Origin of the sequence: Butyrivibrio sp. (assembly GCF_015056685.1) — a bacterium.
Lineage (GTDB): Bacteria > Bacillota > Clostridia > Lachnospirales > Lachnospiraceae > Butyrivibrio.
The window spans coordinates 25,268-47,947 of sequence record NZ_SVFW01000011.1 but is presented as its reverse complement, the minus strand read 5'-3'; the positions used below and the strand labels follow the sequence as shown (position 1 = coordinate 47,947).

Annotated in this window: 20 protein-coding genes; 18 read left to right on the top strand and 2 right to left on the bottom strand. The window is 37.7% G+C overall.

Annotated elements, in window-relative coordinates; all coding sequences use genetic code 11:
* The first annotated feature begins 13 nt into the window (after positions 1-13).
* The 14 genes from E7303_RS18000 to E7303_RS05495 all read left to right on the top strand — a co-directional run bounded on the left by E7303_RS18000 (position 14) and on the right by E7303_RS05495 (position 13,387).
* Positions 14-709 carry an NADH-quinone oxidoreductase subunit B family protein gene (locus E7303_RS18000; protein ID WP_330601624.1) on the top strand — a complete coding sequence of 232 codons (696 nt, stop codon included), beginning with the start codon at positions 14-16 and terminating at the stop codon, positions 707-709.
* Positions 709-1,041, top strand: a complete 333-nt coding sequence (locus tag E7303_RS05555; RefSeq protein ID WP_022773946.1) for an NADH-quinone oxidoreductase subunit C — start codon at positions 709-711, stop codon at positions 1,039-1,041. The genes E7303_RS18000 and E7303_RS05555 overlap by 1 nt, the downstream gene beginning before the upstream one ends.
* Positions 1,042-1,055: 14 nt before the next feature.
* Positions 1,056-2,135 (top strand): hydrogenase large subunit, encoded by a 1,080-nt coding sequence (locus E7303_RS05550; protein WP_022773947.1) that lies wholly within the window; start codon positions 1,056-1,058, stop codon positions 2,133-2,135.
* Positions 2,136-2,165: 30 nt separating this feature from the next.
* A complete protein-coding gene (locus E7303_RS05545; protein ID WP_292144223.1) occupies positions 2,166-2,648 on the top strand; it encodes a 4Fe-4S dicluster domain-containing protein in 483 nt (160 codons plus the stop codon).
* Positions 2,648-4,924, top strand: a complete 2,277-nt coding sequence (gene hypF, locus E7303_RS05540; protein ID WP_292144222.1) for a carbamoyltransferase HypF — start codon at positions 2,648-2,650, stop codon at positions 4,922-4,924. The genes E7303_RS05545 and hypF overlap by 1 nt, the downstream gene beginning before the upstream one ends.
* 2 nt (positions 4,925-4,926) lie before the next feature.
* The gene (locus tag E7303_RS05535; protein WP_022773951.1) at positions 4,927-5,145 is read left to right on the top strand and encodes a HypC/HybG/HupF family hydrogenase formation chaperone; all 219 of its coding nucleotides are present in this window, start codon (positions 4,927-4,929) and stop codon (positions 5,143-5,145) included.
* A complete protein-coding gene (gene hypD / locus E7303_RS05530) occupies positions 5,145-6,191 on the top strand; it encodes a hydrogenase formation protein HypD (RefSeq protein ID WP_292144221.1) in 1,047 nt (348 codons plus the stop codon). The genes E7303_RS05535 and hypD overlap by 1 nt, the downstream gene beginning before the upstream one ends.
* A 9-nt stretch (positions 6,192-6,200) precedes the next feature.
* Positions 6,201-7,211: a hydrogenase expression/formation protein HypE gene (gene hypE / locus E7303_RS05525; protein ID WP_292144220.1), complete on the top strand. Its 1,011-nt coding sequence runs from the start codon at positions 6,201-6,203 to the stop codon at positions 7,209-7,211.
* Positions 7,212-7,264: 53 nt separating this feature from the next.
* Entirely contained in the window at positions 7,265-8,107 is an 843-nt protein-coding gene (locus tag E7303_RS05520; RefSeq protein ID WP_292144219.1) for an adaptor protein MecA, read from the top strand.
* 81 nt (positions 8,108-8,188) lie between these two features.
* Positions 8,189-8,902 (top strand): pseudouridine synthase, encoded by a 714-nt coding sequence (locus E7303_RS05515; RefSeq protein WP_292144218.1) that lies wholly within the window; start codon positions 8,189-8,191, stop codon positions 8,900-8,902.
* A gap of 41 nt (positions 8,903-8,943) precedes the next feature.
* Positions 8,944-10,965, top strand: coding sequence for an NAD-dependent DNA ligase LigA (gene ligA, locus E7303_RS05510; RefSeq protein WP_292144217.1), 2,022 nt, complete (start codon positions 8,944-8,946; stop codon positions 10,963-10,965).
* Between the two features lie 21 nt (positions 10,966-10,986).
* Positions 10,987-11,952, top strand: a complete 966-nt coding sequence (metA, locus tag E7303_RS05505) for a homoserine O-acetyltransferase MetA (RefSeq protein WP_292144216.1) — start codon at positions 10,987-10,989, stop codon at positions 11,950-11,952.
* A 15-nt stretch (positions 11,953-11,967) separates the two neighbouring features.
* Positions 11,968-12,792, top strand: a complete 825-nt coding sequence (locus E7303_RS05500) for a polysaccharide deacetylase family protein (protein ID WP_292144215.1) — start codon at positions 11,968-11,970, stop codon at positions 12,790-12,792.
* 115 nt (positions 12,793-12,907) lie between these two features.
* On the top strand, positions 12,908-13,387 hold the full coding sequence (locus E7303_RS05495; protein WP_292144214.1) for a hypothetical protein: 480 nt from the start codon (positions 12,908-12,910) through the stop codon (positions 13,385-13,387).
* Between the two features lie 53 nt (positions 13,388-13,440).
* Here E7303_RS05495 and E7303_RS05490 read toward each other — a convergent pair whose 3' ends face one another.
* Positions 13,441-17,694: a 2-hydroxyacyl-CoA dehydratase gene (locus E7303_RS05490; RefSeq protein ID WP_292144213.1), complete on the bottom strand. Its 4,254-nt coding sequence runs from the start codon at positions 17,692-17,694 to the stop codon at positions 13,441-13,443.
* A 201-nt stretch (positions 17,695-17,895) separates the two neighbouring features.
* Between E7303_RS05490 and E7303_RS05485 the strand changes: the two genes are divergently transcribed.
* From E7303_RS05485 to E7303_RS05470, 4 genes are read left to right on the top strand one after another with little or no spacing between them, the layout of a single operon-like run.
* A complete protein-coding gene (locus tag E7303_RS05485; RefSeq protein WP_292144212.1) occupies positions 17,896-20,163 on the top strand; it encodes a response regulator in 2,268 nt (755 codons plus the stop codon).
* Positions 20,164-20,180: 17 nt separating this feature from the next.
* Positions 20,181-21,059 carry a hypothetical protein gene (locus E7303_RS05480; protein WP_292144211.1) on the top strand — a complete coding sequence of 293 codons (879 nt, stop codon included), beginning with the start codon at positions 20,181-20,183 and terminating at the stop codon, positions 21,057-21,059.
* A 9-nt stretch (positions 21,060-21,068) separates the two neighbouring features.
* On the top strand, positions 21,069-21,827 hold the full coding sequence (locus E7303_RS05475) for an RNA polymerase sigma factor region1.1 domain-containing protein (RefSeq protein WP_292144210.1): 759 nt from the start codon (positions 21,069-21,071) through the stop codon (positions 21,825-21,827).
* An 8-nt stretch (positions 21,828-21,835) separates the two neighbouring features.
* On the top strand, positions 21,836-22,252 hold the full coding sequence (locus tag E7303_RS05470; protein ID WP_292144209.1) for a hypothetical protein: 417 nt from the start codon (positions 21,836-21,838) through the stop codon (positions 22,250-22,252).
* A gap of 81 nt (positions 22,253-22,333) precedes the next feature.
* Here E7303_RS05470 and rpmB read toward each other — a convergent pair whose 3' ends face one another.
* Positions 22,334-22,519 (bottom strand): 50S ribosomal protein L28, encoded by a 186-nt coding sequence (gene rpmB, locus E7303_RS05465; RefSeq protein ID WP_022773970.1) that lies wholly within the window; start codon positions 22,517-22,519, stop codon positions 22,334-22,336.
* Between the last annotated feature and the right edge of the window lie 161 nt (positions 22,520-22,680).

Sequence of the window (22,680 nt, the reverse complement as noted above, 5' to 3'; positions counted from 1 at the left end):
GAATGTGAGATCAATGAAAATATCTAAATCACCATGGGTGTTACATTATGATGCATCCAGCTGCAATGGCTGTGATATAGAAGTTCTTGCCACAATGACTCCACTTTATGACGTAGAGCGTTTTGGTATCATAAATACTGGTAATCCTAAACACGCTGATGTTTTACTTTTAACTGGTGGCATCAATGCTCAGACAGCCCCTGTAGTAAGACAGTTATATAATATGATGCCTGATCCAAAGGTTGTTGTTGCCTGCGGAATCTGCGCATGCGACGGCGGTATCTTTAAAGAGTGTTACAACATTTTAGGAGGAGCTGATAAAGTAGTTCCTGTTGATGTATATGTTCCTGGATGTGCTGTAAGACCTGAAGCCCTTATTGAAGGAGTTGTTAAGGCTGTTGGCATTCTTGAAGAAAAGAGAAAGAAACTTAAAGAATCAATGAAACAGGGCTATTGTACTGTTGATTACAGTAAGATGGCTGTTCATATGACTGCTGATGACTATGATCCGAGCACACAGTATGATGCAGTTCTTACTGAAGAAGCTTTAAGAGAGCAGGCTGAAGAAAAGATCAAGGCTACAGCAAAGCCTGCACCAAAGCCTGTTGCGCCTGCACCTGCAGCTCCAGCTGCAAATGCTGCTAAGCCTGTTAATGCTCAGGCAGCCCCAGTTGCAACGAATAATGCTGAGAAAGGAGATAATAAATAATGAATACAGAATTTATTAATGTCAATCCTGAAAGCATTATAGATGAATCTCAGAAGCTTAAGTTTAATGGTTATCATCTTATGCAGCAGTGTGCTACAAGAATACCTGATGGATATGAGCTTATTTATTCTTTTGGAAAAGAGCTTGAGGTTAAACAGCTTAAGATAACTCTTCCTGAAGAGAATGAAATATCAAGTATAACAAGTATTTTCCCATGTGCTTTCATATATGAGAATGAAATGCATGACCTTTTTGGTGTAAAGGTTAAGATGATAAATATAGACTATGAGGGTAAACTTTATCGCACAGCGATAGAGACACCATTTAAGTAATTGGAGGAACTGTAATGTCTACTAGAAGTGTTATTCCATTTGGACCCCAGCATCCGGTTCTTCCGGAACCAATACATCTGGACCTTGTTATGGAGGATGAGAAGGTTATTGAAGCTATCCCTTCAATAGGTTTCATTCACAGAGGTCTTGAAAAGCTGGTTGATAAAAAAGATTTTAATGAGATGGTTTATGTAGCCGAGCGTATTTGCGGTATCTGCTCACTTGGCCATGGACTTGGATATTCAGAAGCTGTTGAACATATTATGGATATTGATGTTCCTGCAAGAGCAAAATATCTTAGAACTATCTGGTCAGAGCTTTCAAGAATCCATTCACATCTTCTTTGGCTCGGCCTTTTGGCTGATGCCTTTGGATTTGAGTCTCTTTACATGGATTGCTGGAGACTTAGAGAGGATGCCCTTGATATGTTTGAGGCATCTACAGGCGGAAGAGTTATTTTCTCTGTTATGAAGATCGGTGGTATCAGAAGAGATGTATCTGATGAAATGCTTAAAGATTTTTATCAGAGAATAAATAAAATGGAAGAAGATCTTAAGGCTATTGCTAAGCCATTCCTTAATGATGCTGCTGTTCAGACACGACTTCGTGGCGTTGGTATTCTCACTCCTGAACAGGCTGATGCACTTGGATGTACAGGACCTTTCCTTAGAGCAAGCGGAATCAGTCGTGATATCAGATCAACAGGATACTGTGCTTACGGCGATATTGATTTTGAGCCAATTATTTCTACAGAGGGTGATTCATATGCCCGTACTGAATGCCGTATAAAGGAGATTTTCCAGGCATTTGATATTATTCGTCAGTGTATCGACAAAATGCCTTCAGGAGATATTGATGTTCCTGTTAAGGGTATGCCAAACGGCGAATATATGATGAGAATCGAGCAGCCAAGAGGAGAAGCTCTTTATTATGTAAAGGCTAACGGAACAAAGTTCATAGACAGAATGAGAGTTAGAACTCCCACATTTGCAAACCTTTCAGGCCTTGTTGAGACATTAAAGGGATGCGATCTGGCAGATGTACCTATTCTTGTACTTACTATTGATCCTTGTATCAGTTGTACTGAAAGATAATGAAATATTTATTTGGGATGGAGATTAGAGATGGCATTTGTAAGTTTTAAGAAAACAATTCTTCGTAACCTTGTATCAAAGCCATATACAAGAAAGGCAGAAAAGCAATTTCCTGAAGGTACCAGGGGACATGTTGAAAATGATATGGACGTATGTGTCCTTTGCGGCCTTTGCTCAATTAAGTGCCCAACACATGCGATCACTGTAGATAAGGCAGCAAAGACATGGTCTATCAGACCTATGAGCTGCATACAGTGTAGATGTTGTGTTGATAATTGTCCTAAGAAATGTCTTTCAATGGGTGTCAGATTCCAGGAACCTGGCGATGAGAAGATTACTAAGACTTTTAAACAGTCAGAGAAGGCAATTGCAGCTCAGGAAGCTTTGATGAAGGCTGCAAAAGAACGTGCGGCTGCTGCAGCTGCAGCTAAGGCTGCTGCCGCAAATGCAAACGCAGGAGCTGCAAACGCTAATCCTGCTGCTACAGCAAATACACAAGAAAAGAAAGATTGATGACAGAAAAAATCTTAGTCAAAGGGGCGGTGCAGGGAGTAGGCTACCGCCCTTTTGTTTTAAAAAAAGCAACTGAATATGGTCTTAAGGGGCAGGTAAAAAATATAGGAGCTGCAGTAGAGATCATTGTTTCCGGCTTGGAAAAAACTATAGATGATTTTTGCGATGAGCTTAAAAATGTCCAGCCTGAAGGCTCATTTGTATTAGATATTGTCAGAGAAAAGCTTAATGAAAGCAATTATTCTTTTAATGATTTTGCTATTGTAGAAAGCTCAGTTGTGGATCTTAAATCTGAACTTCCAATAGTATTACCTGACATAGGTATCTGTGATAAATGCCTTAATGAGATGCTTTCAAAAGACGATAGGAGATATAGATATCCGCTTATAAGCTGTGCTTCATGTGGGCCTCGTATCAGTATTTTGGACTCTCTTCCCTATGACAGACATACGACCACAATGATCGATTTTGAAATGTGTCCCAACTGCCTTTCGGAGTATAAAAGTGGACGTAGAAGGCATGCACAGACAATTTCCTGTCATGATTGTGGACCTTTCATGATTCTTGACTACTATGACGGGGCAGAATCTGTTCACCTTGAAAGGGAAGATGCTGTGAAAAAAGCAATTTCTCTTTTAAGCGAAGGTAAGATCATAGGACTAAAGGGTGTATCGGGTTATCAGCTTATATGTAAGCCTGAGGATCCTGTTGCTTTACGTTTAAGACAGATAAAAGGCAGAGAGAATAAGCCTTTTGCTGTTATGTTTTCGACAGTTGATAGTATAAAAAAATACGCTGAAGTTAACGAGAAGGAAGAAGAACTTTTATTGTCTTTGGCAAGACCTATTGTTTTATTAAATAAAAAGCAGGACTTTCCTTATGAAGTCTGCAAGGACAGTAATTATATAGGTGCTTTTTTGCCATCAGCAGGCATACACAGATTATTAACTGATGAAGTTGGTCCACTAATCTGTACAAGCGCCAATATTTCTGGTCAGCCAATAATTATTGATCATGATTCTTTTGACCAAAAACTAATGGATGTATCAAAAGAATATTATGTTGACGGAGTTCTTTTCCATAAAAGAAGGATAAATCAGCCTCAGGATGATTCTGTGGTATTTGTTATCCAAAATGAGAACGGGGAGTATTCTTCCCAGTTTATCAGAAGGGCAAGAGGTTTTTCGCCGCTTCCTATAATCTGCAAAGGCTCAGATAATAACACGTCAACTATTTGTTTTGGTGGAGACCTAAAGAGCACATTTTCGTTTGCCAAAAAAGACAGAGTTGTTCTTAGCCAGTTTATAGGCAATTTAGAAGATGCTGACACCTATGAGCTTTTTAATAAACTAATAAAAAGAAATTCAGATCTTTTTTCATTTGTTCCAGGGAGAGCAGTCTGCGATAAGCATCCTTTGTATTTTTCATCAAAGTATGCAAAAGAATATGCAGAAAAAAGGAACATAGAACTGATAAGATTGCAGCATCATTATGCTCATGTTTTATCTGTCATGGCAGAAAATGAATTAAGATCATGTATTGGAATTGCCTTTGATGGTACAGGCTTTGGCGATGACGATAAAGTCTGGGGTGGAGAAGTTTTTCTGTGTAATGGCACAGATTATACGAGAAAGAGCCACTTATCGTATATTAAGCTTATGGGCGGAGATACAGCACCCAAGAAGGCAAATATTGTAAAAGAATGCTATGAGATAGCTCTTAATGATAACGGCAGTGATATCGTTAAGGCTGCTCTTAAAAATAATATAAATACTTATGAAACTTCCAGTGTCGGAAGATTATTTGACTGCGTATGTGCACTTTTGGGAATAAAGGACTATAATTCATTCGAAGGTGAGTGCGCGATCTTACTTGAAAAAGAAGCTTCGCTCTGTGATGGAAGTCATTTTCCTTTGTTTGATGTAAAAATCATCGAAAATGAAGAAGGAGAAATTATATTCGATCAGCTTGATCTTTTTTCACAGATAAAGGGATGTATTGCAGATGGAAGTTTTGAAACAAAGGACATTGCATATGGTTTTCATTTAGCTTTGGCTTATTATATCGTGAAAATATGTAGTATACTTAGAAGCAATGTCAAGGAATCAAAAGTTTGTTTGTCCGGAGGAGTATTTGCGAACCGGATACTTTTAAAGAATACAATAGCTCTTTTGACAAAAGAGGGATTTGATGTTTATTGGAACAGGCTTGTTCCGTCAGGTGATGCTGGAATTGCCCTTGGACAGGCATATTATGGATTATTGAAAGAGGATTAGATATGTGCGTTGCAATACCGGGAAAAGTTATTAAGATAGATGGAACAAAGGCTACTGTCGATTTTAGCGGTAATACGGTTATAGCAGAAGCAGGCCTTGTAAACGTTAAGGTTGGCGACAGGGTTTTGGTTCATGCAGGCTGCATCATTCAGACTATGGATGAAAAAATGGCCGATGAAATGGAAGAATTATTTAATGAAATTGAGGATCTGACTGTTTAATGGGATCAATAACTTTTGAAGAAATTCTTGATAAATTAAAAAACTATGATGGTGAAGAAGTTCATATAATGGAGGTTTGCGGCACTCATACCGCAGCAATATCAGAAAATGGCATTCCATCAATGCTCTCTCCAAAGATAAAACTGATTTCAGGACCAGGATGCCCTGTCTGTGTTACAGTTACAGCTGTAATTGACAGACTTGTTGAGCTTTCTATGGAAGAAAATACTATTGTACTTACCTTTGGAGATCTTATAAGGGTAAGGGGAACACATAAGTCACTAGCCGATGCAAAGGCGGATGGCGGTCACGTGAGAATGGTTTATTCTCCAATGGAAACTGTTAAGCTTGCCAAGGAAGATCCTTCACATACATATGTTTTTGCTGCAATTGGCTTTGAGACCACAACCCCTGTGTACGCAATGGTATTAGAAGAAGCGGTAAAAGAAAATGTTAAAAACCTAAAGCTTTTGACATCACTTAAAACTATGCCTGAAGTTATCAGATGGGTAGTGAAAAATGGCGGCGGAATTGATGGCTTTATTGCCCCGGGACATGTATGTGCAGTTACAGGAAGTGATACCTTCAAAGAATTGTCTGATGAACTGGGAATTCCTTTTGTGGTTTCAGGTTTTGAAGGCAAACAGCTTATTATGACTATATATGCTCTTTTACAGATGAAAGGTAAATCCGGTATAAAGAATCTGTACAAGAATGTAGTGACAGAGGAAGGAAATACTAAGGCAAAAGAAGTCGTTGAAAAGTATTTTGAAGTATCAGATGCCTCCTGGCGTGGAATGGGCAAGATAAAGGGATCAGGCATGGCTTTGAAAAAAGAATATGCTGATTTTGATGCTGGAAGCATAGGCCTTGATGAGGACCATATGCCACCAGGATGCAGCTGTGCAAGTGTACTTGTAGGTAAATTAAAGCCCTATGAATGTCCTTTATTTGGCAAAGCATGTACTCCGGATAATGCTCATGGAGCCTGCATGGTATCTACAGAGGGCAGTTGTTATAATTATTTTGTATCAGGAAGAAGATAGGAACAGATTATGAAGATTACAATGGCACATGGAAGTGGTGGTGAGTCAACTTCCGCTTTGATCAGAGATATATTTGCTAAACATTTTCACAACGAAATACTTGATAAGCTTGAGGATTCTGCAGTTGTAGAAGGGTGTGGCAGACTTGCAGTTACTACTGACAGTTTTGTTGTTACTCCTATTGAATTTCCAGGCGGAGATATAGGAAGGTTGTCTGTTTGCGGAACAGTTAATGATCTTCTCATGAGCGGTGCAAAGCCAATGTACCTTACCTGCGGCTGCATCCTTGAAGAAGGCCTTGATATAGATGTTTTGGACAGGGTTATCAGTTCAATGGCTGCAACTGCAAAGGAAGCTGGAATCAAGATTATTACAGGCGATACAAAGGTTATTGAAAACAAAGGCGGCGAGAGCGGACTTATAATAAATACTTCCGGGGTTGGCTTCATTTCTGAAGATTTAGATGTTCCGGGACCATTTAAGCTAAAAGATGGCGATAAGATAATCATATCAGGTAATCTTGGCGATCATCATGCTGCCATTTTAGGAACAAGGATGGGAATCCAAAATAATATAAAGTCCGATGCAGCACCTCTTATTGAAATGGTAAAAGGGCTTTTGGATAATAATGTAGAAGTGCACGCTATGCGTGATGTCACAAGAGGTGGCCTTGGAACTGTATTAAATGAGTTCTGCGAAAGCTCAAAATGCACAATTGATCTTTACGAAGAGAAAATGCCGGTTTCACCAGCTGTAAAAGATTTTTGTGGTCTTCTTGGTTTAGATCCTATGTATATGGGCAATGAAGGAAAAATGGTTCTTTCAGTAGCTGCAAAAGACGCAGAGAAAGCTCTTTCTATAATTAAGGGATCTAAATATGGTGAGAATGCCTGCATCATAGGTGATGTAAGCAAAAATGACGGATCAGCCGATAAACATAATGTGGTACTTAATACCAAAATTGGCGGAAAACGTATAATTGGTCTGATGTACGGAGAGGGACTTCCAAGAATTTGCTAAATGATGTAAAATATATTTCGTAACTTTCGATTTCTTGAAAGGATAAATATTTAATGGAATTTAAAAGAATCAATAAGGATACAGTAACATGTATCATAACTGAAGATGATATGGACGAGCAGGGAATAAAGCTCGAGGATTTATTTGAAAAGAAAAAAGAAGCGATGGATTTTTTACATGATGTAATGCGTAAGGCCCAGGAAGAGGTTGATTATAAGCCAACAGGTTCCTTTATGCCAATGCAGATCACTGTTTTACCTGATCATTCCATTTCTTTAACTCTTTCTGAAAATGCTTCAGCTTCATTCGGAGAGATACTTAAAAACCTTACTGAAAAAGCCGGAATCACAATTCCAAAGAATGTCCTTGAGGATATTGGCGATTCTGAAAATGAAGACAGAATAAACAGATTAAATGACTATTTAAAGAGCTTGAAACAGTTCACAAATTCTGTGAAAAATATAATGGAAGACTCAGGACTTGCTGAGAACCATGATAAGATTTCACTCAATCAGAAGTCATCAGCTGCTGAGAATAAAGAAAAAGCAGATAAGATCTCAAACGGTGCTTCCAAGAAAAACAGAGATGTAGAGCGACTTAAGTTCCATGAATATGTTTTCTCTTTTGCAGATATCAGTACTGTTATTGAGTTTTGTAAAAAGGCACCTACAGATCTTAATATATCAAGTTCTCTTTATAAGAATGAGCAGGATGGTAAGTATTATCTTGATTTAAAGAGACTTGACGAAGAGCCAAAAGTATTTGCGTCACTATTTACAATGGCATATGAGTTTGGCCGTTTTCAGGCATCAAATCAGCATGTGATCGCACATATCCGCGAGTCCTATGACCTGATCATTGAGGATGATGCAATAAACTCTTTGGCGCAAGTTTAAGAAAACTAATGAATTATGAGTCGAGCGTATATGACGAATATATGCTCGACTTTTAAATTATTATTGTGGTTAGGTATTTTCATGAGATTAAATAAATATATTGCCAGCTGCGGCGTATGCTCCAGGAGAGAGGCAGATAAGTTAATAGATGAAGGAAGAGTTACTATAAATGGTGAGAAAGCAGTATTTGGTATTGATGTAACTGATACAGATACTGTTTTTGTTGATGGCAAAAAGATAGAGCCTTTGGATGAAAAAATAGTGATAGCATACTATAAGCCGGTTGGTGTTACATGTACAGAAAAAGATAAGTATGCAGAAAAAACTGTTATTGAAGACCTTGGATTTGATAAAAGAGTCACTTATGCAGGCAGACTTGATAAAGACTCAGAGGGGCTTCTTCTTATGTCAAATGATGGTGAGCTTATAAATTCCATGATGAAAGGCTCTATGAAGCATGAAAAAGAGTATGAAGTCACCGTGGACATGGATGTGACGGGAGATTTTCTTAAAGCCATGTCTTCAGGAATGTATCTAAAAGAACTTGATAGAAGAACAAGGCCCTGTGAAGTTAAAAAGACAGGCAAAAGATCTTTTAACATTATCCTGACTCAGGGGCTTAACAGACAGATTCGCAGAATGTGCGCAGCATTAGGGGCAAATGTAGTTAAGCTTAAAAGAATAAGGGTTATGAATGTGAAATTAAGGGACTACGATCTAAAACCCGGAAAATATGTTGTCCTTTCAGACCAAGTGGTAAAAAAACTCTATAAAGATGCTGGAATTGCCAGATAAATAATAATATACTGTTAGTATTATAGTTTTTGGGAGTTTGTATGGAAAAAGAATTGATCAGGAAAGAATATGATGCTTTGGTAAAGGAAATCAAGCATCATATGGATTTATATTATAATCAGGATGAACCTGAAATCTCTGACTATGAGTATGATAAGCTCATGCAGAGGCTTAAGGAAATCGAAAAAGAAAATCCTGAATTTGTAACAAAGACTTCTCCAAGCCAGATTGTCGGCGGAACAGCAAAGAGAGAGGCTGGTGTTAAGGTAACTCATAATGTACCTATGCTTTCTATCGAGGACGTGTTCAATAAAGAAGACGTTTCTGCCTGGATAGACAAGGTGCATCTGATGCATCCGGAGGCTTCATTTTCTGTTGAACAGAAAATTGACGGTCTTAGTATGTCCCTTAGATACACAAAAGATGAATCTGATGGAAAACTACATCTATCTCTTGCAGAAACCAGAGGAGATGGTCTTATCGGCGAAGATGTAACTTTAAATGCCCTTGTAATACCTGATGTTAAGCAGGTTCTTGACCTTCCCTATGATTATCTTGAGCTTCGCGGTGAAGTATATATGTCACACGAAAGCTTTGATAAGTTTAATGAAACTCAGGAAATGCTCGGCAAAAAGCTTTCTGCTAATCCAAGAAACCTGGCAGCGGGAACTTTGAGGCAGCTCGATCCCGAGATTACAAGGTCCCGAGGCCTTAAAATGTTCATCTTTAATATTCAGGATGGTCCAATGGAACTTATGCAGTCCCATTGTAAAGGCCTTGATATACTCGAAAATGCTGGTGTTAAGACTGTTTTTCATAAAAAATGCAGTACAGCATCAGATGTTTTAAATGCTATTGATACAATTGGTGACATGAGAGAGAATCTGGATTTTGACCTGGACGGCGCTGTTATAAAAATAGATCAGGTTCAGTGGAGAAATGATTTCCCATCAGGCTCAAAGTACTCAAGTGGACATATAGCATATAAGTATCCACCTGAAGAAAGAGTCGTTGTTATGGATGAGATCCTTGTGGATGTTGGAAGAACCGGCAAACTTACTTTTACCGGAAGTTTTCACGACAAGGAGACAGGTAAGCCAGCAAGGCTTTGCGGTACCAGTGTATCAAGAGCAACTCTCCATAATCAGGACTATATAAATGAAATGCAGATTGGAATTGGCGGTGAATACAAGCTCTTTAAGAGCGGTGAGATCATTCCAAAGCTAAACGGCTGCGTGAAGGCACCTGAAATTGTTTATAAAGCTCCGGATAAATGCCCTGTTTGTGGCGGCCATCTATTTAGAGAAGAGGATACCGCTGATATCAGATGCGTCAATCCTACATGTCCTGCTCAGGTTACAAGAACAATTTCATACTTTACTTCAAGAGATGCCATGAATATCATGGGACTTGGTGATACACTAGTAGAAGCACTTGTTTCTGAGGGCTTTTTAAAGAGCTATGCTGATATATATCACTTATTTGAGCATAGAGATGTTCTGATCGAAAAGGGAATTATTGGTAAAGAAAAGAATACTGACAAGCTTCTTGCAGAGATAGAAAAGTCAAAAGAAAATGATCCGGTAAGGCTTCTTACAGGACTTGCAATCAGGAATGTAGGTAAGTCAACAGCAAGAGAAATCATGAAACATTTTGACAGTCTTCTGGATCTTAAGAAAGTTACAAAAGACGGATTTTTGCAGATTCCGGATATTGGTGAGACCACAGCAGAAGATTTATACGACTTCTTCCATGATGAGAACAACCTCTCTATCATTGATGAGATGGAAAAAATGGGACTTAACATGATCGTTCAAAAAGATGAGGATGCATCCGATAAGCTTTCCGGAATGACCATTGTAGTTACAGGAACATTACCAACTCTTGGAAGAAAAGAGGCGGAAGAGCTTATTGTTAAAAACGGCGGAAAAGCTTCAGGAAGTGTATCAAAAAAGACTTCTCTTGTTCTTGCAGGCGAAGCTGCCGGAAGTAAGCTTACAAAAGCCAATGAACTTGGTATTAAAGTAATTGACGAAGCTCAGTTTTTAGAAATGATAAAATAATTATTTACGGAGTGATGAAAAATGCCAATTAAGATAAAAAATGATCTTCCTGCAAGGGAGATCCTTGAACAGGAAAACATATTTGCTGTTGATGAGAACAGGGCCCTGCATCAGGACATCAGATCTTTGCAGATCTGTATTCTTAATCTTATGCCACTTAAAGAGGATACTGAATTGCAGCTACTTAGATCCATGTCTAATACGCCTTTGCAGATTGATGTATCTTTTATGCAGATGAGTTCCCACCATTCATCAAATACGTCTCCTAACCATCTTAACAGGTTCTATCATCCATTCGATGAGCTTAAGGAAAACACCTACGATGGTCTTATTATTACCGGCGCTCCTGTAGAGCAACTTGATTTTGAACAGGTTGACTATTGGGATGAGCTCTGCAGAGTATTTGAGTGGTCAAAAACAAATGTAACATCAACATTCCACATCTGCTGGGGAGCACAGGCAGGAATTTATTATCACTATGGAATAGATAAAAAGCCTTTGCCTGAAAAGAGATTTGGTATATATAAGCACAGAGTCATGAACAGGAAGGTACCTCTGGTCAGAGGCTTTGATGATGTATTTTCAATGCCTCACTCTAGGCATACAGAGACTCCTGCCAAGGCCATACATGATTGCGAGGATCTTGTTGTTCTTGCAGAATCTGATGTGGCAGGAATTTTCCTTTGCATGAATAAGTCAGGAAGTCAGATATTTGCAATGGGACATGCAGAGTATGACCGATTAACTCTTGATAGTGAGTATAAAAGAGATCTTGGTAAAGGCCTTGATATTAAAATGCCTATCAATTACTATCCTGATGATAATCCTGAAAATGTACCTGATCTTGTATGGAGAAGTCATGCAAATATCCTTTATACAAACTGGCTCAACTATTACGTATACCAGAACACACCATATAAATGGGGACAGATACTAGACGAAGAAAAAAGAAAGCTCGCATCCAAGATGCTGACTAAAAAAATGTAAGTGAGGGAGTAAAAAATGGAACTTAGGAATATCTATACTTGCTTTCCGGGAGGAAAACATAAAGTATTAACGCTTAGTTATGACGATGGCAAAATTGCCGACAGAAGACTTGTTGCCTTATTTAATGAGTATGGTCTTAAGGGAACTTTTAATGTAAATTCAGGTCTTGTAGACAGACCATTTGCTAATGCCTATGATGAGCGTATTCCTGCTTCAGAGTATAAAGAGCTTTATAAAGGACATGAAGTTGCCTGTCACACTGTTTTACATCCTACAATTGCAAGAAGCCCCAAGGAACAGATGGTGCTTCAGGTAATAGAGGATAGAAGAAAGCTTGAGGAAGCACTTGGCTACACTGTAAGAGGACTTGCATATCCTAATGGCTCATTTGATGACAATGTTGTTGATGCTTTAAAAGCATGTGGTATCAGACATGCAAGAACAGTTCATTCAACACTTGGCTTTGCAATGCCTTCAGATTATCTTAGATGGAATCCTACATGCAGCCACAAAAATGAAGCTTTGGAGAGATTATCTGAAGAGTTTATAAATCTTCATAAAACCCAGTATCTGTACATGATGTATGTATGGGGACACAGTTATGAATTTGAAATTGACAATAACTGGCATGTGATTGAGAACTTTGCTAAAAAGGTTGGCAACAAAGATGATATCTGGTATGCAACAAATATCGAGATTGTTGACTATATGGATGCAGCTTCAAGAGTTCAGGTATCAGTAAATGGAGATTTTGCATATAATCCAAGTGCCACAAGCGTATGGCTTGAAGTTGATAAAAAACATATCGAACTTAAACCTGGAGTTACAACTACGTTATAAATTTATAATATTTTAAGGGCCCCGCTATCATTGTTTTTTCTATTAAAATAAGTTAAAATATATATGTTAGGTCGTTTATTTTATTTTAGATAATTTAGACAAGGAGAATTATCATATGGCCCTTAATGTTGAGAACGATGACCTTGAAGTAAAGACAGATTCTAAAAAGAAACCTACAAAGAAGACTAAAGAGATGCTAGAAGAAAATGCTAAACAGATAGAAGAGCTCAAAGCTCTTCAGACAGAATTGGATCATGAGCTTGATGCACTTGATCAGGAAGAAAAAGAACTTGGTGAAAGGTCTGCTCTTAAACTAACTGTGAAACATAAAAAGTTTGGTGAAGGAACAGTCATCACACAAGATGGTAAGTACATAGAAGTAAAGTTTAATGACGTTGTTAAAAAGTTTGTGCTTCCTGGATGCTTTGCGGATAAATTCCTTGAGCTTGAGGATGAAGACGTATACGATTATTATGTAAAGGCTAATGAGATACATAAGAAGCGTGTGAATGCAGAGCTTAAGGCAAAATCAGCAACCTTTGCCATTCAGCGTCATGAAGATGCCATCGAAAAATTAAATGCAAAATTCAAATGATTTATCATTTAAAAAGGCACATCGCTTTTGCGATGTGCCTTTTTTTAACTATTTTACATAGCCTTCTTCATTTTTTCGTCAACTTTCTTTTGAGCAGTTGAGAGCATAAGCTTGATCCTGTTAAGCTGGTTTACTTCAGAAGCACCTGGATCATAGTCGATAGCAACTATATTGCAGCCAGGATACATGTGTCGCATCTGTTTGATAACACCTTTACCTACAACGTGGTTAGGAAGACATCCAAATGGCTGTGTGCAAACGATATTAGAAGCACCGCCTTTAATAAGTTCAACCATTTCTCCTGTTAAGAACCATCCCTCACCTGTCTGATTGCCGATATTTACGATAGGTTTTGCATATTCAACAAGCTTATAGATACTTGTTGGTGGCTCGAAATGTACACTCTTTTCAAAGGCTTTTGTTGCTCCGCCTCTAAGCTTTTCAATAGCCCAGATTGCTACACGCATGAGAGCAGCAGTCTTCTTGGAAGTTCCAAGCTCTTTTGCCTTGTAGATCTGATTGTAGAAGCAGTAGAGCATGAAATCAATAAGATCAGGAACAACAGCTTCAGCACCTTCTGCTTCAAGAAGATCAACAAGGTGGTTATTGGCTGCTGGTGCAAACTTAACAAGAATCTCACCAACAATGCCAACTCTTGGCTTTACTTCATCTGTTATCTCTATTTTATCGAAGTCTTCAATAATCTCTCGGCACATTTTCTGGAACTTTGCAAAGCTCATATGCTTGGATGATACGAAGTCGATACATTCCTTTTTCCATTTCTCATGAACGGCTTCTGTAGAACCCTTGACCTTTTCGTATGGTCTCATTCTGTATACGCAGCGCATGAAGATATCTCCGAAAACAGCGCCATAAGCAGCTCTTTTAAGCATTTCAAAGTTAATGTGGAAGCCAGGATTTGCTTCAAGCTTTGAAAGGTTAAGTGAAACAACAGGAATCTGTTCCATACCTGCTTTCTTAAGAGCACGTCTTATAAATCCTACATAGTTTGTTGCTCTGCAACCGCCACCTGTCTGTGACATGATAACAGCAGTTTTATTGAGGTCGTATTTACCGGAATGGAGCTCATCCATAATCTGGCCAACAACCCAAAGTGAAGGGTAGCAAGCATCGTTATTAACATACTTAAGACCCATATCAATCGCATGTCTGTTATCATTTTGCATTACTACAAAGTTATATCCGCAAGCTCTGAAAGCGGGCTCTAAGATATCAAAATGAATAGGAGACATTTGAGGGCAGAGTATTGTATAGTTCTTTCTCATTTCTTCTGTGAAAAGAACTCTGTTATTAGCAGTTGAACGAATTGTTCTCTTAGTATTTTTCTGCTTTCTTACGCGAATTGCAGCTAAAAGAGAACGTACTCTGATCCTTGCGCTTCCAAGGCTGTTTACTTCATCAATCTTAAGGCATGTATAAATCTTATCTGAACCGGAAAGAATATCATTTACCTGGTCTGTAGTAACGGCATCAAGACCACAACCAAAGGAGTTAAGCTGGATAAGATCCAGGTCATCCCTTGTTCTTACGTAGCTTGCTGCAGCATATAATCTTGAATGATACATCCACTGATCAGAAACAATAAGAGGTCTTTCAGGCTTGCCAAGGTGTGAAACGCTGTCTTCTGTAAGAACAGCAACTCCATAAGAACAGATCATATCAGGAATACCATGATTGATCTCAGGGTCTACATGATAAGGTCTTCCTGCAAGAACAATACCGTGTTTATTGTTTTCTTCCATCCATTTAAGGGTTTCTTCACCTTTTTTCTGAATGTCTTTTCTTGCGTTTTGCATTTCATCCCAGCCAGCCTTTGCAGCAGCAATGACTTCTTCAGCCGGAATTTCAGAAAATTCTTTTACAAGAGATGCTGTAGCAGTATCAAGGCTTGTGAAAGCCATAAATGGATTTCTGAATTTTACTTCGCCATTTGTAATAGCTTCAACATTGTTTTTGATGTTTTCTGAATATGAAGTAACAATAGGGCAGTTGTAATGGTTGGTTGCGCCTTCAACTTCCTCCCTTTCATAGAAAAGTCCGGGATAGAAGATAAAATCAACCTTTTGTTTTATAAGCCACTCAATATGTCCATGGGACAATTTAGCAGGATAGCACTCTGATTCACTTGGAATTGATTCAATACCAAGCTCATAGATCTGGTGTGTTGATCTTGGTGAAAGAACAACTTTATATTGGAGCTTTGTAAAGAAAGTAAACCAGAATGGATAGTTCTCATAAAAGTTAAGAACTCTTGGTATACCAACCGTGCCTCTTTTTGCCTTATCAGCTTCAAGTGGCTCATATCCAAATATTCTCTTATATTTATAATCAAAAAGGTTAGGGATATTATCGGCGTTCTTTACCTTACCGATACCTCTTTCACATCTGTTTCCGGAAATATGAGTTCTTCCGCCTGTAAATTTATTTACAGTAAGACGACAGTGGTTTGTGCATCCCTGACAGGTAGTCATGCTTGTTGAGTATTCAAGTTTATTGATCTGCTCAATACCAAGCATTGTTGTTTTATAGTCGCTTGTCTCAAAATATCTGTCTCTGGCGATGAGTGCAGCACCAAAAGCACCCATAATTCCTGCAATATCAGGACGAATTGCTTCTGCACCTGAAATGATCTCAAATGCTCTAAGTACAGCATCGTTATAGAAAGTTCCGCCCTGAACAACTATGTGTTCGCCAAGGTCCTTGGCATCTGAAACTTTAATAACTTTAAAGAGCGCATTCTTGATTACTGAATAAGCAAGACCTGATGAAATATCTGCCACATCAGCGCCTTCCTTCTGTGCCTGCTTAACTCGAGAATTCATGAATACAGTACATCTTGTTCCAAGATCAACAGGAGATTTTGCATAAAGAGCTACTTTAGCAAAGTCCTGAACGCTATATCCTAAAGATTTGGCAAAGGTTTCAATGAAAGAACCGCAACCTGATGAACATGCCTCATTAAGCTGAACAGAATCAACTGAATTATTCTTTATATGAATACATTTCATATCCTGTCCACCAATATCCAGGATACAGTCAACCTTAGGATCAAAGAACGCAGCGGCATTGTAGTGAGCAATTGTCTCAACTTCTCCATCATCAAGTAAAAGTGCAGACTTAAGAAGTGCCTCACCGTAACCTGTTGAACATGATCTGGCGATTGAAACACCCTCCGGCATGAGCTTATATATTTCCTGAATAGAGGAGATGGCTGTCTTTAATGGGCTTCCGTTGTTACTTGAATAGAATGAATAAAGAAGATCTCCGTCTTCACTGATAAGTGCACATTTTGTAGTAGTAGAACCGGCATCGATTCCAAGGAAAGCCTTTCCTTTATAATCATCAAGCTTTCTTGTTTTAACTTTATATTTGTCCTGTCGGTTTCTGAATTCAGAATATTCATTTTCATTTTTGAAAAGAGGATCAAGACGTGAAACTTCAGCTTCCATAACTATTTTATGGGAGAGCTTATCAGTCATTTCATTCATAGAATATGAAACATCTTCTTTGGCATTTAAGGCAGAACCTATAGCAGCAAAGAGATGGGAATTATCAGTTTCAATCGTATGTTCCTCATCAAGCTTAAGCGTGCGAACGAAGGCAGCTTTAAGCTGATCAAGGAAGTGAAGAGGACCACCTAAAAATGCCACATGGCCTCTGATTGGCTTTCCACAGGCAAGTCCTGAAATAGTCTGGTTGACAACAGCCTGGAAAATAGAAGCTGAAAGATCTTCTTTTGTTGCCCCCTCATTGATAAGTGGCTGAATATCTGATTTTGCAAAAACACCACATCTTGCAGCTATTGTATAAAGAGAGTGGTAATTTTTAGCATACTCATTAAGACCTGTAGCATCTGTCTGTAAAAGAGAAGCCATCTGGTCTATAAATGAACCTGTACCACCGGCACAGATACCATTCATACGCTGTTCAACATTTCCATCCTCAAAATAGATAATTTTGGCATCCTCACCACCGAGCTCAATTGCAACATCAGTTTTAGGAGCAAGCTCTTTAAGTGAAGTAGAAACAGCTATAACTTCCTGGACAAAAGGAACTTCCAGGTGCTTGGCAAGTGTAAGTCCGCCAGATCCTGTTATGACAGGGTGGATAGTTATATCGCCGCTTATTTTATAAGCTTCCTGCAAAAGATCTGATAATGTCTCTTGAATATTAGCAAAATGTCTTTTGTAATCAGAAAAAATAATCTTGTGATTGTTATCCAAAAGAGCCACCTTAACAGTGGTGGAACCAATATCAATACCTAATGTGTAGTCCTTTGAAATCATATTTTAACCTCAACTTCTAAATCTATTGCTAAGCTATATCTTCTAATTAAATGTAGCTAAAGACAATCTATATGATTATAATGCAGTGCCATCTAAAAATCAATTATGATAAATTGTATAAAATTTAAAAAACTGCATTCGCTTATGGGAGTTTTTGTGTTATGATTACCCTGTATGAGCATATGAAGGGGATTATTATTTATGAAATCAAAAACAAAACGACTTTTTCTGTTATTATTGTCAGTTATTTTGATTTTTAATTTTAATAGCATTAAGGGAACAGCGGGGAAAAGTGTAACAAAGACTGTAAGGGTTGGTTATTATCAGAATGAAGTATTCCAGGAAGGTGCTTCAGATAAGGCAGTCAAAAGCGGCTACGCTTATGAATACTATCGAAAACTATCTGAATATACCGGATGGAACTATGAATATGTCTATGGCGATTTTGTAACAATATACAACATGCTCTTAAATGGTGATGTTGATCTTGTTGCAGGTCTTGCTTATACAGAAAGCCGCAGTCATCTTATTTCATATCCTGATAAGCCACAGGGCACAGAGCAGTATAGTATTGTCAAGCACCAGGGCGATGATACTATTACCACAAACCCGACTACTCTCAATGGTAAGAGTGTAGGAGTACTTGATAGTGCTATCAAAGTTGCTTTGGAAAACTTCCTGGAAAAAAAGAATATAGCTGCTAATGTTGTTACATTTTCAGACTATGATGCGCTTCTTGAGGCCTTTGACAAGAGGGAAGTTGATACACTTGCAGGTGAAAGCGATGGTATATACGACAGAAGCCACGCTGAAACACTTTATCCATTTGGCGAAACAGACTATTTTATCTGCACAAGTAAAGACAGACCGGATCTTTTAAAAGAACTCAATGAAGCTCAGAGTCAGCTCTTTTTAGAGTATCCTGATTATATAAGTGTATTAAGAAATAAGTATTATCCTGAGACCTTGGCCAGCAGAGCCTTTACAAGCTCTGAAAAAGAATGGCTTACTTCACATGAAAGTGTAGTAGTCGGATATCTTAATAATTTTCTTCCATACAGTGATACTGCAAAAGATGGCAAAGTAACAGGGCTAATTAAAGAGCTTGTTCCATATTTGTTTAAGCAGCTTGGATATGAAACAGTTGCTATTGAGTATGTTGGATTTGATACATACGATGAACTTGTTAAAGCTATGGATGATGAAGAAATTGAACTTGCATTTCCTGTTGGCGGAGGCCTTTTCTTCTCTGAGGAAGATGGCATGTTCATATCAAAGCCTGTTATATCCTCGCTTACAGATCTGATATATTCTACGAATTACTATGATAATTCAAAGCAGATATTTGCAGTTAATGAAAGCAACAAGCTTCAATATTATTACATTGCCAATCATTATCCAGATGCTACAATAGAGTATTATCCATCCATTGATGCGTGCCTTAAGGCTGTATTAAAGGGTGAAGCTACATATACGACATTAAATGGCCTTAGAACTGCATCAATGCTCAAAAATCCTGATTACGAAAAACTTTCGTTCAGGCAGCTTGGATACGCAGACGACATGTGCTTTGGTGTAAAGATTGGTAATGAAGGACTTTTGAAACTTATTGACAGAGGACTGAGCAGAGCAGGAACAGAGTATGTCAATAATCTTGGTTTAGTTTATTCCGATAACATGTATAAATACACCTTCAAAGATGTTTTGAGAGAGAATTTTATTGGTGCATTTATTGTATTTTTAATTATTCTTGCCATTTTGATCTTACTTTTGCTTTATTCAGTGCGTATAAACAGGAAGCGTATTCGTGAAAAAGAAGATGCAAAGCGTGAGATTGAAACTGTAAACCAGGAGAAGTTTGTTTTCCTTAATAAGATGAATAACTATATGAGAGAGCCAATCAACAATATTGTTTCTCTTATTAGGATTTCAGAGAATATGAATGATCTTACAAATATTAAGAATAACCTTGCTAAGATGGGCTCATTCAGTAAAGAGCTGACAACAATTCTTAATAATATTCTTAATATAAGCAGCTTTGAGAGTGGTCAGGTAAAAATAGACGATAGCTTAAGCCTTTACAATTTCTTTGGAAAAAGAGTTCTTATTGTTGAGGATACACTTCCGAATCAGACAATTACAAGCGATATTATGAAAAAAGCCGGAATGGAAGTTCAGATTGCCAACGATGGACTTGATGCCTATGAGAAAGTCAAGGCAGCACCTTCAGGATATTTTGATGCTGTTTTGATCAATGTAGATGACAGAAATATTCAAGGGTACTTGTTTATTAAGAAAATCAGAGATATGGAAAACGATATAAGGTCAGAAGTTCCTGTTATCGCGATCACCGCCGATGAATCTGAGAGCGGAAAAGAAAAAATAATCAAGTCCGGTATGAATGGATATATTACTAAGCCTTACGATATAAAGGCTATTCTTGATAAATTATCAGGCATAATACTATAACAGAATGAGGATTTTCTATGAATGAATTTTTGAACAATATGGAAAGAAAGTTTGGGAAATATGCTATTCCAAATCTTACTTTGTATATCATTGGACTTTATGTTTTGGGATATGTATTACAGCTTGCTCCGCCAAGCGTAAATATACTTGGATTTTTAACTCTTGATCCTTATGCAATCTTACATGGTCAGATCTGGAGACTGGTATCATGGCTTTTAATACCACCAAGTTCTTTTAATATTCTTATTATCATTACTTTGTTCTTTTATTATTTCGTTGGTACCAGCATGGAAAGAACAATGGGAACCTTCAGGTACAATGTCTTTATTTTTGGCGGCGTTGTGCTTATGATCATTGCATCATTTGCAACTATGCTTGTGTACAAGTTCTTTTTTGGAATTAATGGTGATGCTCTTGGCGCAGTCATGAGTGCTTTTTCAATTTATTTCAGCACATCATACATCCAGGAAATGGTATTTTTAGCATTTGCAATGTGCTTCCCTGATGTTCAGGTTCTTTTGATGTTTATCATTCCGATAAAGGTTAAGTATCTTGGCTATTTCTATGCAGCACTGCTTGCATATAATGCATTTACAGGCGTTGCTAACAAAAATTATTTTGTATTTTTTGCAATTGTATTTCAGTTTATTAATTTACTTCTTTTCTACTTGCAGACAGGTAAGATCAGCCATTTGAGACCAAAAGAGGTAAAGAGAAGGCGAGAATATCACAATGCATCAAAGATGATGCCTAAAGGCATAACAAGACATAAATGTGCAGTATGTGGACGCACAGAGGCTGAGTATCCGGACCTGGAATTCAGATTCTGTTCAAAGTGTAATGGCAATTATGAGTATTGCCAGGATCATTTGTTTACACATCAGCACGTAAAATAAAGGAGCACCATGGGTAATTTAGAAAACAAAGAAAAAGAATTTGCGGCTATTTTAAAGAATGTTACAAGAACAGCCAGAGAAAATAAAAACATAATCACATCAGAGGAGGTTAAAGAAGCTTTTTCTGATCTTGAACTTGATGAAAAGCAGTTTGAAATGGTCTTTGAATACCTGAAAAGTCATAAGATAGGTGTTGATGAAGAAGCTGTTTTTACTGATGAGGATCTTTCTGATGAGGAAAAGAATTATCTCGATGATTACATTGAAAGCTTAAATGCACTCCCAAGTTATACTGATGGCGAAAAAGAAGCTATAGCAATTTCAGCTTTGGCAGGGGAAAAGGATGCGCAGGAAAAGCTTATTTCCATGTATCTTCCTCTTGTAGTAGATGTTGCAAGAATGTATTCCGAACAGGGAGTATTTTTGGAAGACCTTATAGGCGAAGGAAATGTAGCTCTTACCAAGGGCGTTACAATGCTTGATGCTGTTGGGGAGCCATCAGAAGTTGAGAGCTTTTTATATAAGCTTATGCTTGATGCCATGGAGAATATTATTCAGGAGAATCTTGCAGAAGATACAGGAAGCCAGAAGGTTCTTAAACTTGTTCAAGAAGTTGCAGACAAGGCAAAAGAGCTTGCAGATGATCTTAGACGTAAAGTCACCGTAAAAGAGCTTATGGATGAGACAGGATGGGATGAAGATAAGATTAGGAGTGCCATAAAGTTCAGCGGCGACAACATTGAAGATCTTGACAGCGGAGAGAAGTAATTAAGCATATGCAGAATATTGTAAATGAAGATGATTTCAAGTATTACATGCAGGATATAGAAAGATATTATTTTGGAGCTCGTTATAACTATAATGAGCTCTTAAATAATGAGATGGTCCCATTTAAGTTCAAGACCATAATATCAAAATATATTAAAGATGAAGTTGATCTTGATACAAGTCTTGAGAGCCATCTCTACTATATAGAAAAAGATAGTTTTGATTATAAACTCTATAGGCAGCTCAGACTTAGGATCAGAACATCTCAATATAAAGATCCTTTAAATCATGAAAAGGGTTTTAAAGAGAAAGTCTATACAATAGAACAGCTTGTAAAAATGAATAAGGATGAAAAAGAAGAGAAGGGAATTATTATAAGAGAGCTTATCATATCGAAACTTGCTCTCTTTGGATTTTCCGTATAAGAAATATAATTCATAAAAATAGAAGAGTAAAAAATGCAATAAAAAAACTACCTGTCATCAGGTAGTTTTTATTATTACTAATTAAGCTCTTTCAACCTTGTTAGATCTAAGGCAACTTGCGCAAACGTGCATTCTCTTTGACTGACCGTTGACCTTAACAGCAACGTGCTGAACGTTTGACTTCCAAACTCTGTTAGATCTTCTATGAGAATGGCTTACGTTGTTACCGAAATGAACGCCCTTGCCACAAATATCACATTTAGCCATTTTGACACCTCCTTATAAGCCATGTAATCGTAAATAAATAGCATATTATTGCTTATGTTTTCGCAACATTGATATATTAGCAGAAACGAAAACTAATTGCAAGAGAAATATAGAAAATTTATGGTTTATTTTTTTATAAACTGCTATTATAATACTATATG

Coding starts and splice junctions, on each gene's coding strand:
- E7303_RS18000 (WP_330601624.1), top strand. CDS start 14: ATGAAAATATCTAAATCACCATGGGTGTTACATTATGATGCATCCAGC.
- E7303_RS05555 (WP_022773946.1), top strand. CDS start 709: ATGAATACAGAATTTATTAATGTCAATCCTGAAAGCATTATAGATGAA.
- E7303_RS05550 (WP_022773947.1), top strand. CDS start 1,056: ATGTCTACTAGAAGTGTTATTCCATTTGGACCCCAGCATCCGGTTCTT.
- E7303_RS05545 (WP_292144223.1), top strand. CDS start 2,166: ATGGCATTTGTAAGTTTTAAGAAAACAATTCTTCGTAACCTTGTATCA.
- hypF (WP_292144222.1), top strand. CDS start 2,648: ATGACAGAAAAAATCTTAGTCAAAGGGGCGGTGCAGGGAGTAGGCTAC.
- E7303_RS05535 (WP_022773951.1), top strand. CDS start 4,927: ATGTGCGTTGCAATACCGGGAAAAGTTATTAAGATAGATGGAACAAAG.
- hypD (WP_292144221.1), top strand. CDS start 5,145: ATGGGATCAATAACTTTTGAAGAAATTCTTGATAAATTAAAAAACTAT.
- hypE (WP_292144220.1), top strand. CDS start 6,201: ATGAAGATTACAATGGCACATGGAAGTGGTGGTGAGTCAACTTCCGCT.
- E7303_RS05520 (WP_292144219.1), top strand. CDS start 7,265: ATGGAATTTAAAAGAATCAATAAGGATACAGTAACATGTATCATAACT.
- E7303_RS05515 (WP_292144218.1), top strand. CDS start 8,189: ATGAGATTAAATAAATATATTGCCAGCTGCGGCGTATGCTCCAGGAGA.
- ligA (WP_292144217.1), top strand. CDS start 8,944: ATGGAAAAAGAATTGATCAGGAAAGAATATGATGCTTTGGTAAAGGAA.
- metA (WP_292144216.1), top strand. CDS start 10,987: ATGCCAATTAAGATAAAAAATGATCTTCCTGCAAGGGAGATCCTTGAA.
- E7303_RS05500 (WP_292144215.1), top strand. CDS start 11,968: ATGGAACTTAGGAATATCTATACTTGCTTTCCGGGAGGAAAACATAAA.
- E7303_RS05495 (WP_292144214.1), top strand. CDS start 12,908: ATGGCCCTTAATGTTGAGAACGATGACCTTGAAGTAAAGACAGATTCT.
- E7303_RS05490 (WP_292144213.1), bottom strand. CDS start 17,694: ATGATTTCAAAGGACTACACATTAGGTATTGATATTGGTTCCACCACT.
- E7303_RS05485 (WP_292144212.1), top strand. CDS start 17,896: ATGAAATCAAAAACAAAACGACTTTTTCTGTTATTATTGTCAGTTATT.
- E7303_RS05480 (WP_292144211.1), top strand. CDS start 20,181: ATGAATGAATTTTTGAACAATATGGAAAGAAAGTTTGGGAAATATGCT.
- E7303_RS05475 (WP_292144210.1), top strand. CDS start 21,069: ATGGGTAATTTAGAAAACAAAGAAAAAGAATTTGCGGCTATTTTAAAG.
- E7303_RS05470 (WP_292144209.1), top strand. CDS start 21,836: ATGCAGAATATTGTAAATGAAGATGATTTCAAGTATTACATGCAGGAT.
- rpmB (WP_022773970.1), bottom strand. CDS start 22,519: ATGGCTAAATGTGATATTTGTGGCAAGGGCGTTCATTTCGGTAACAAC.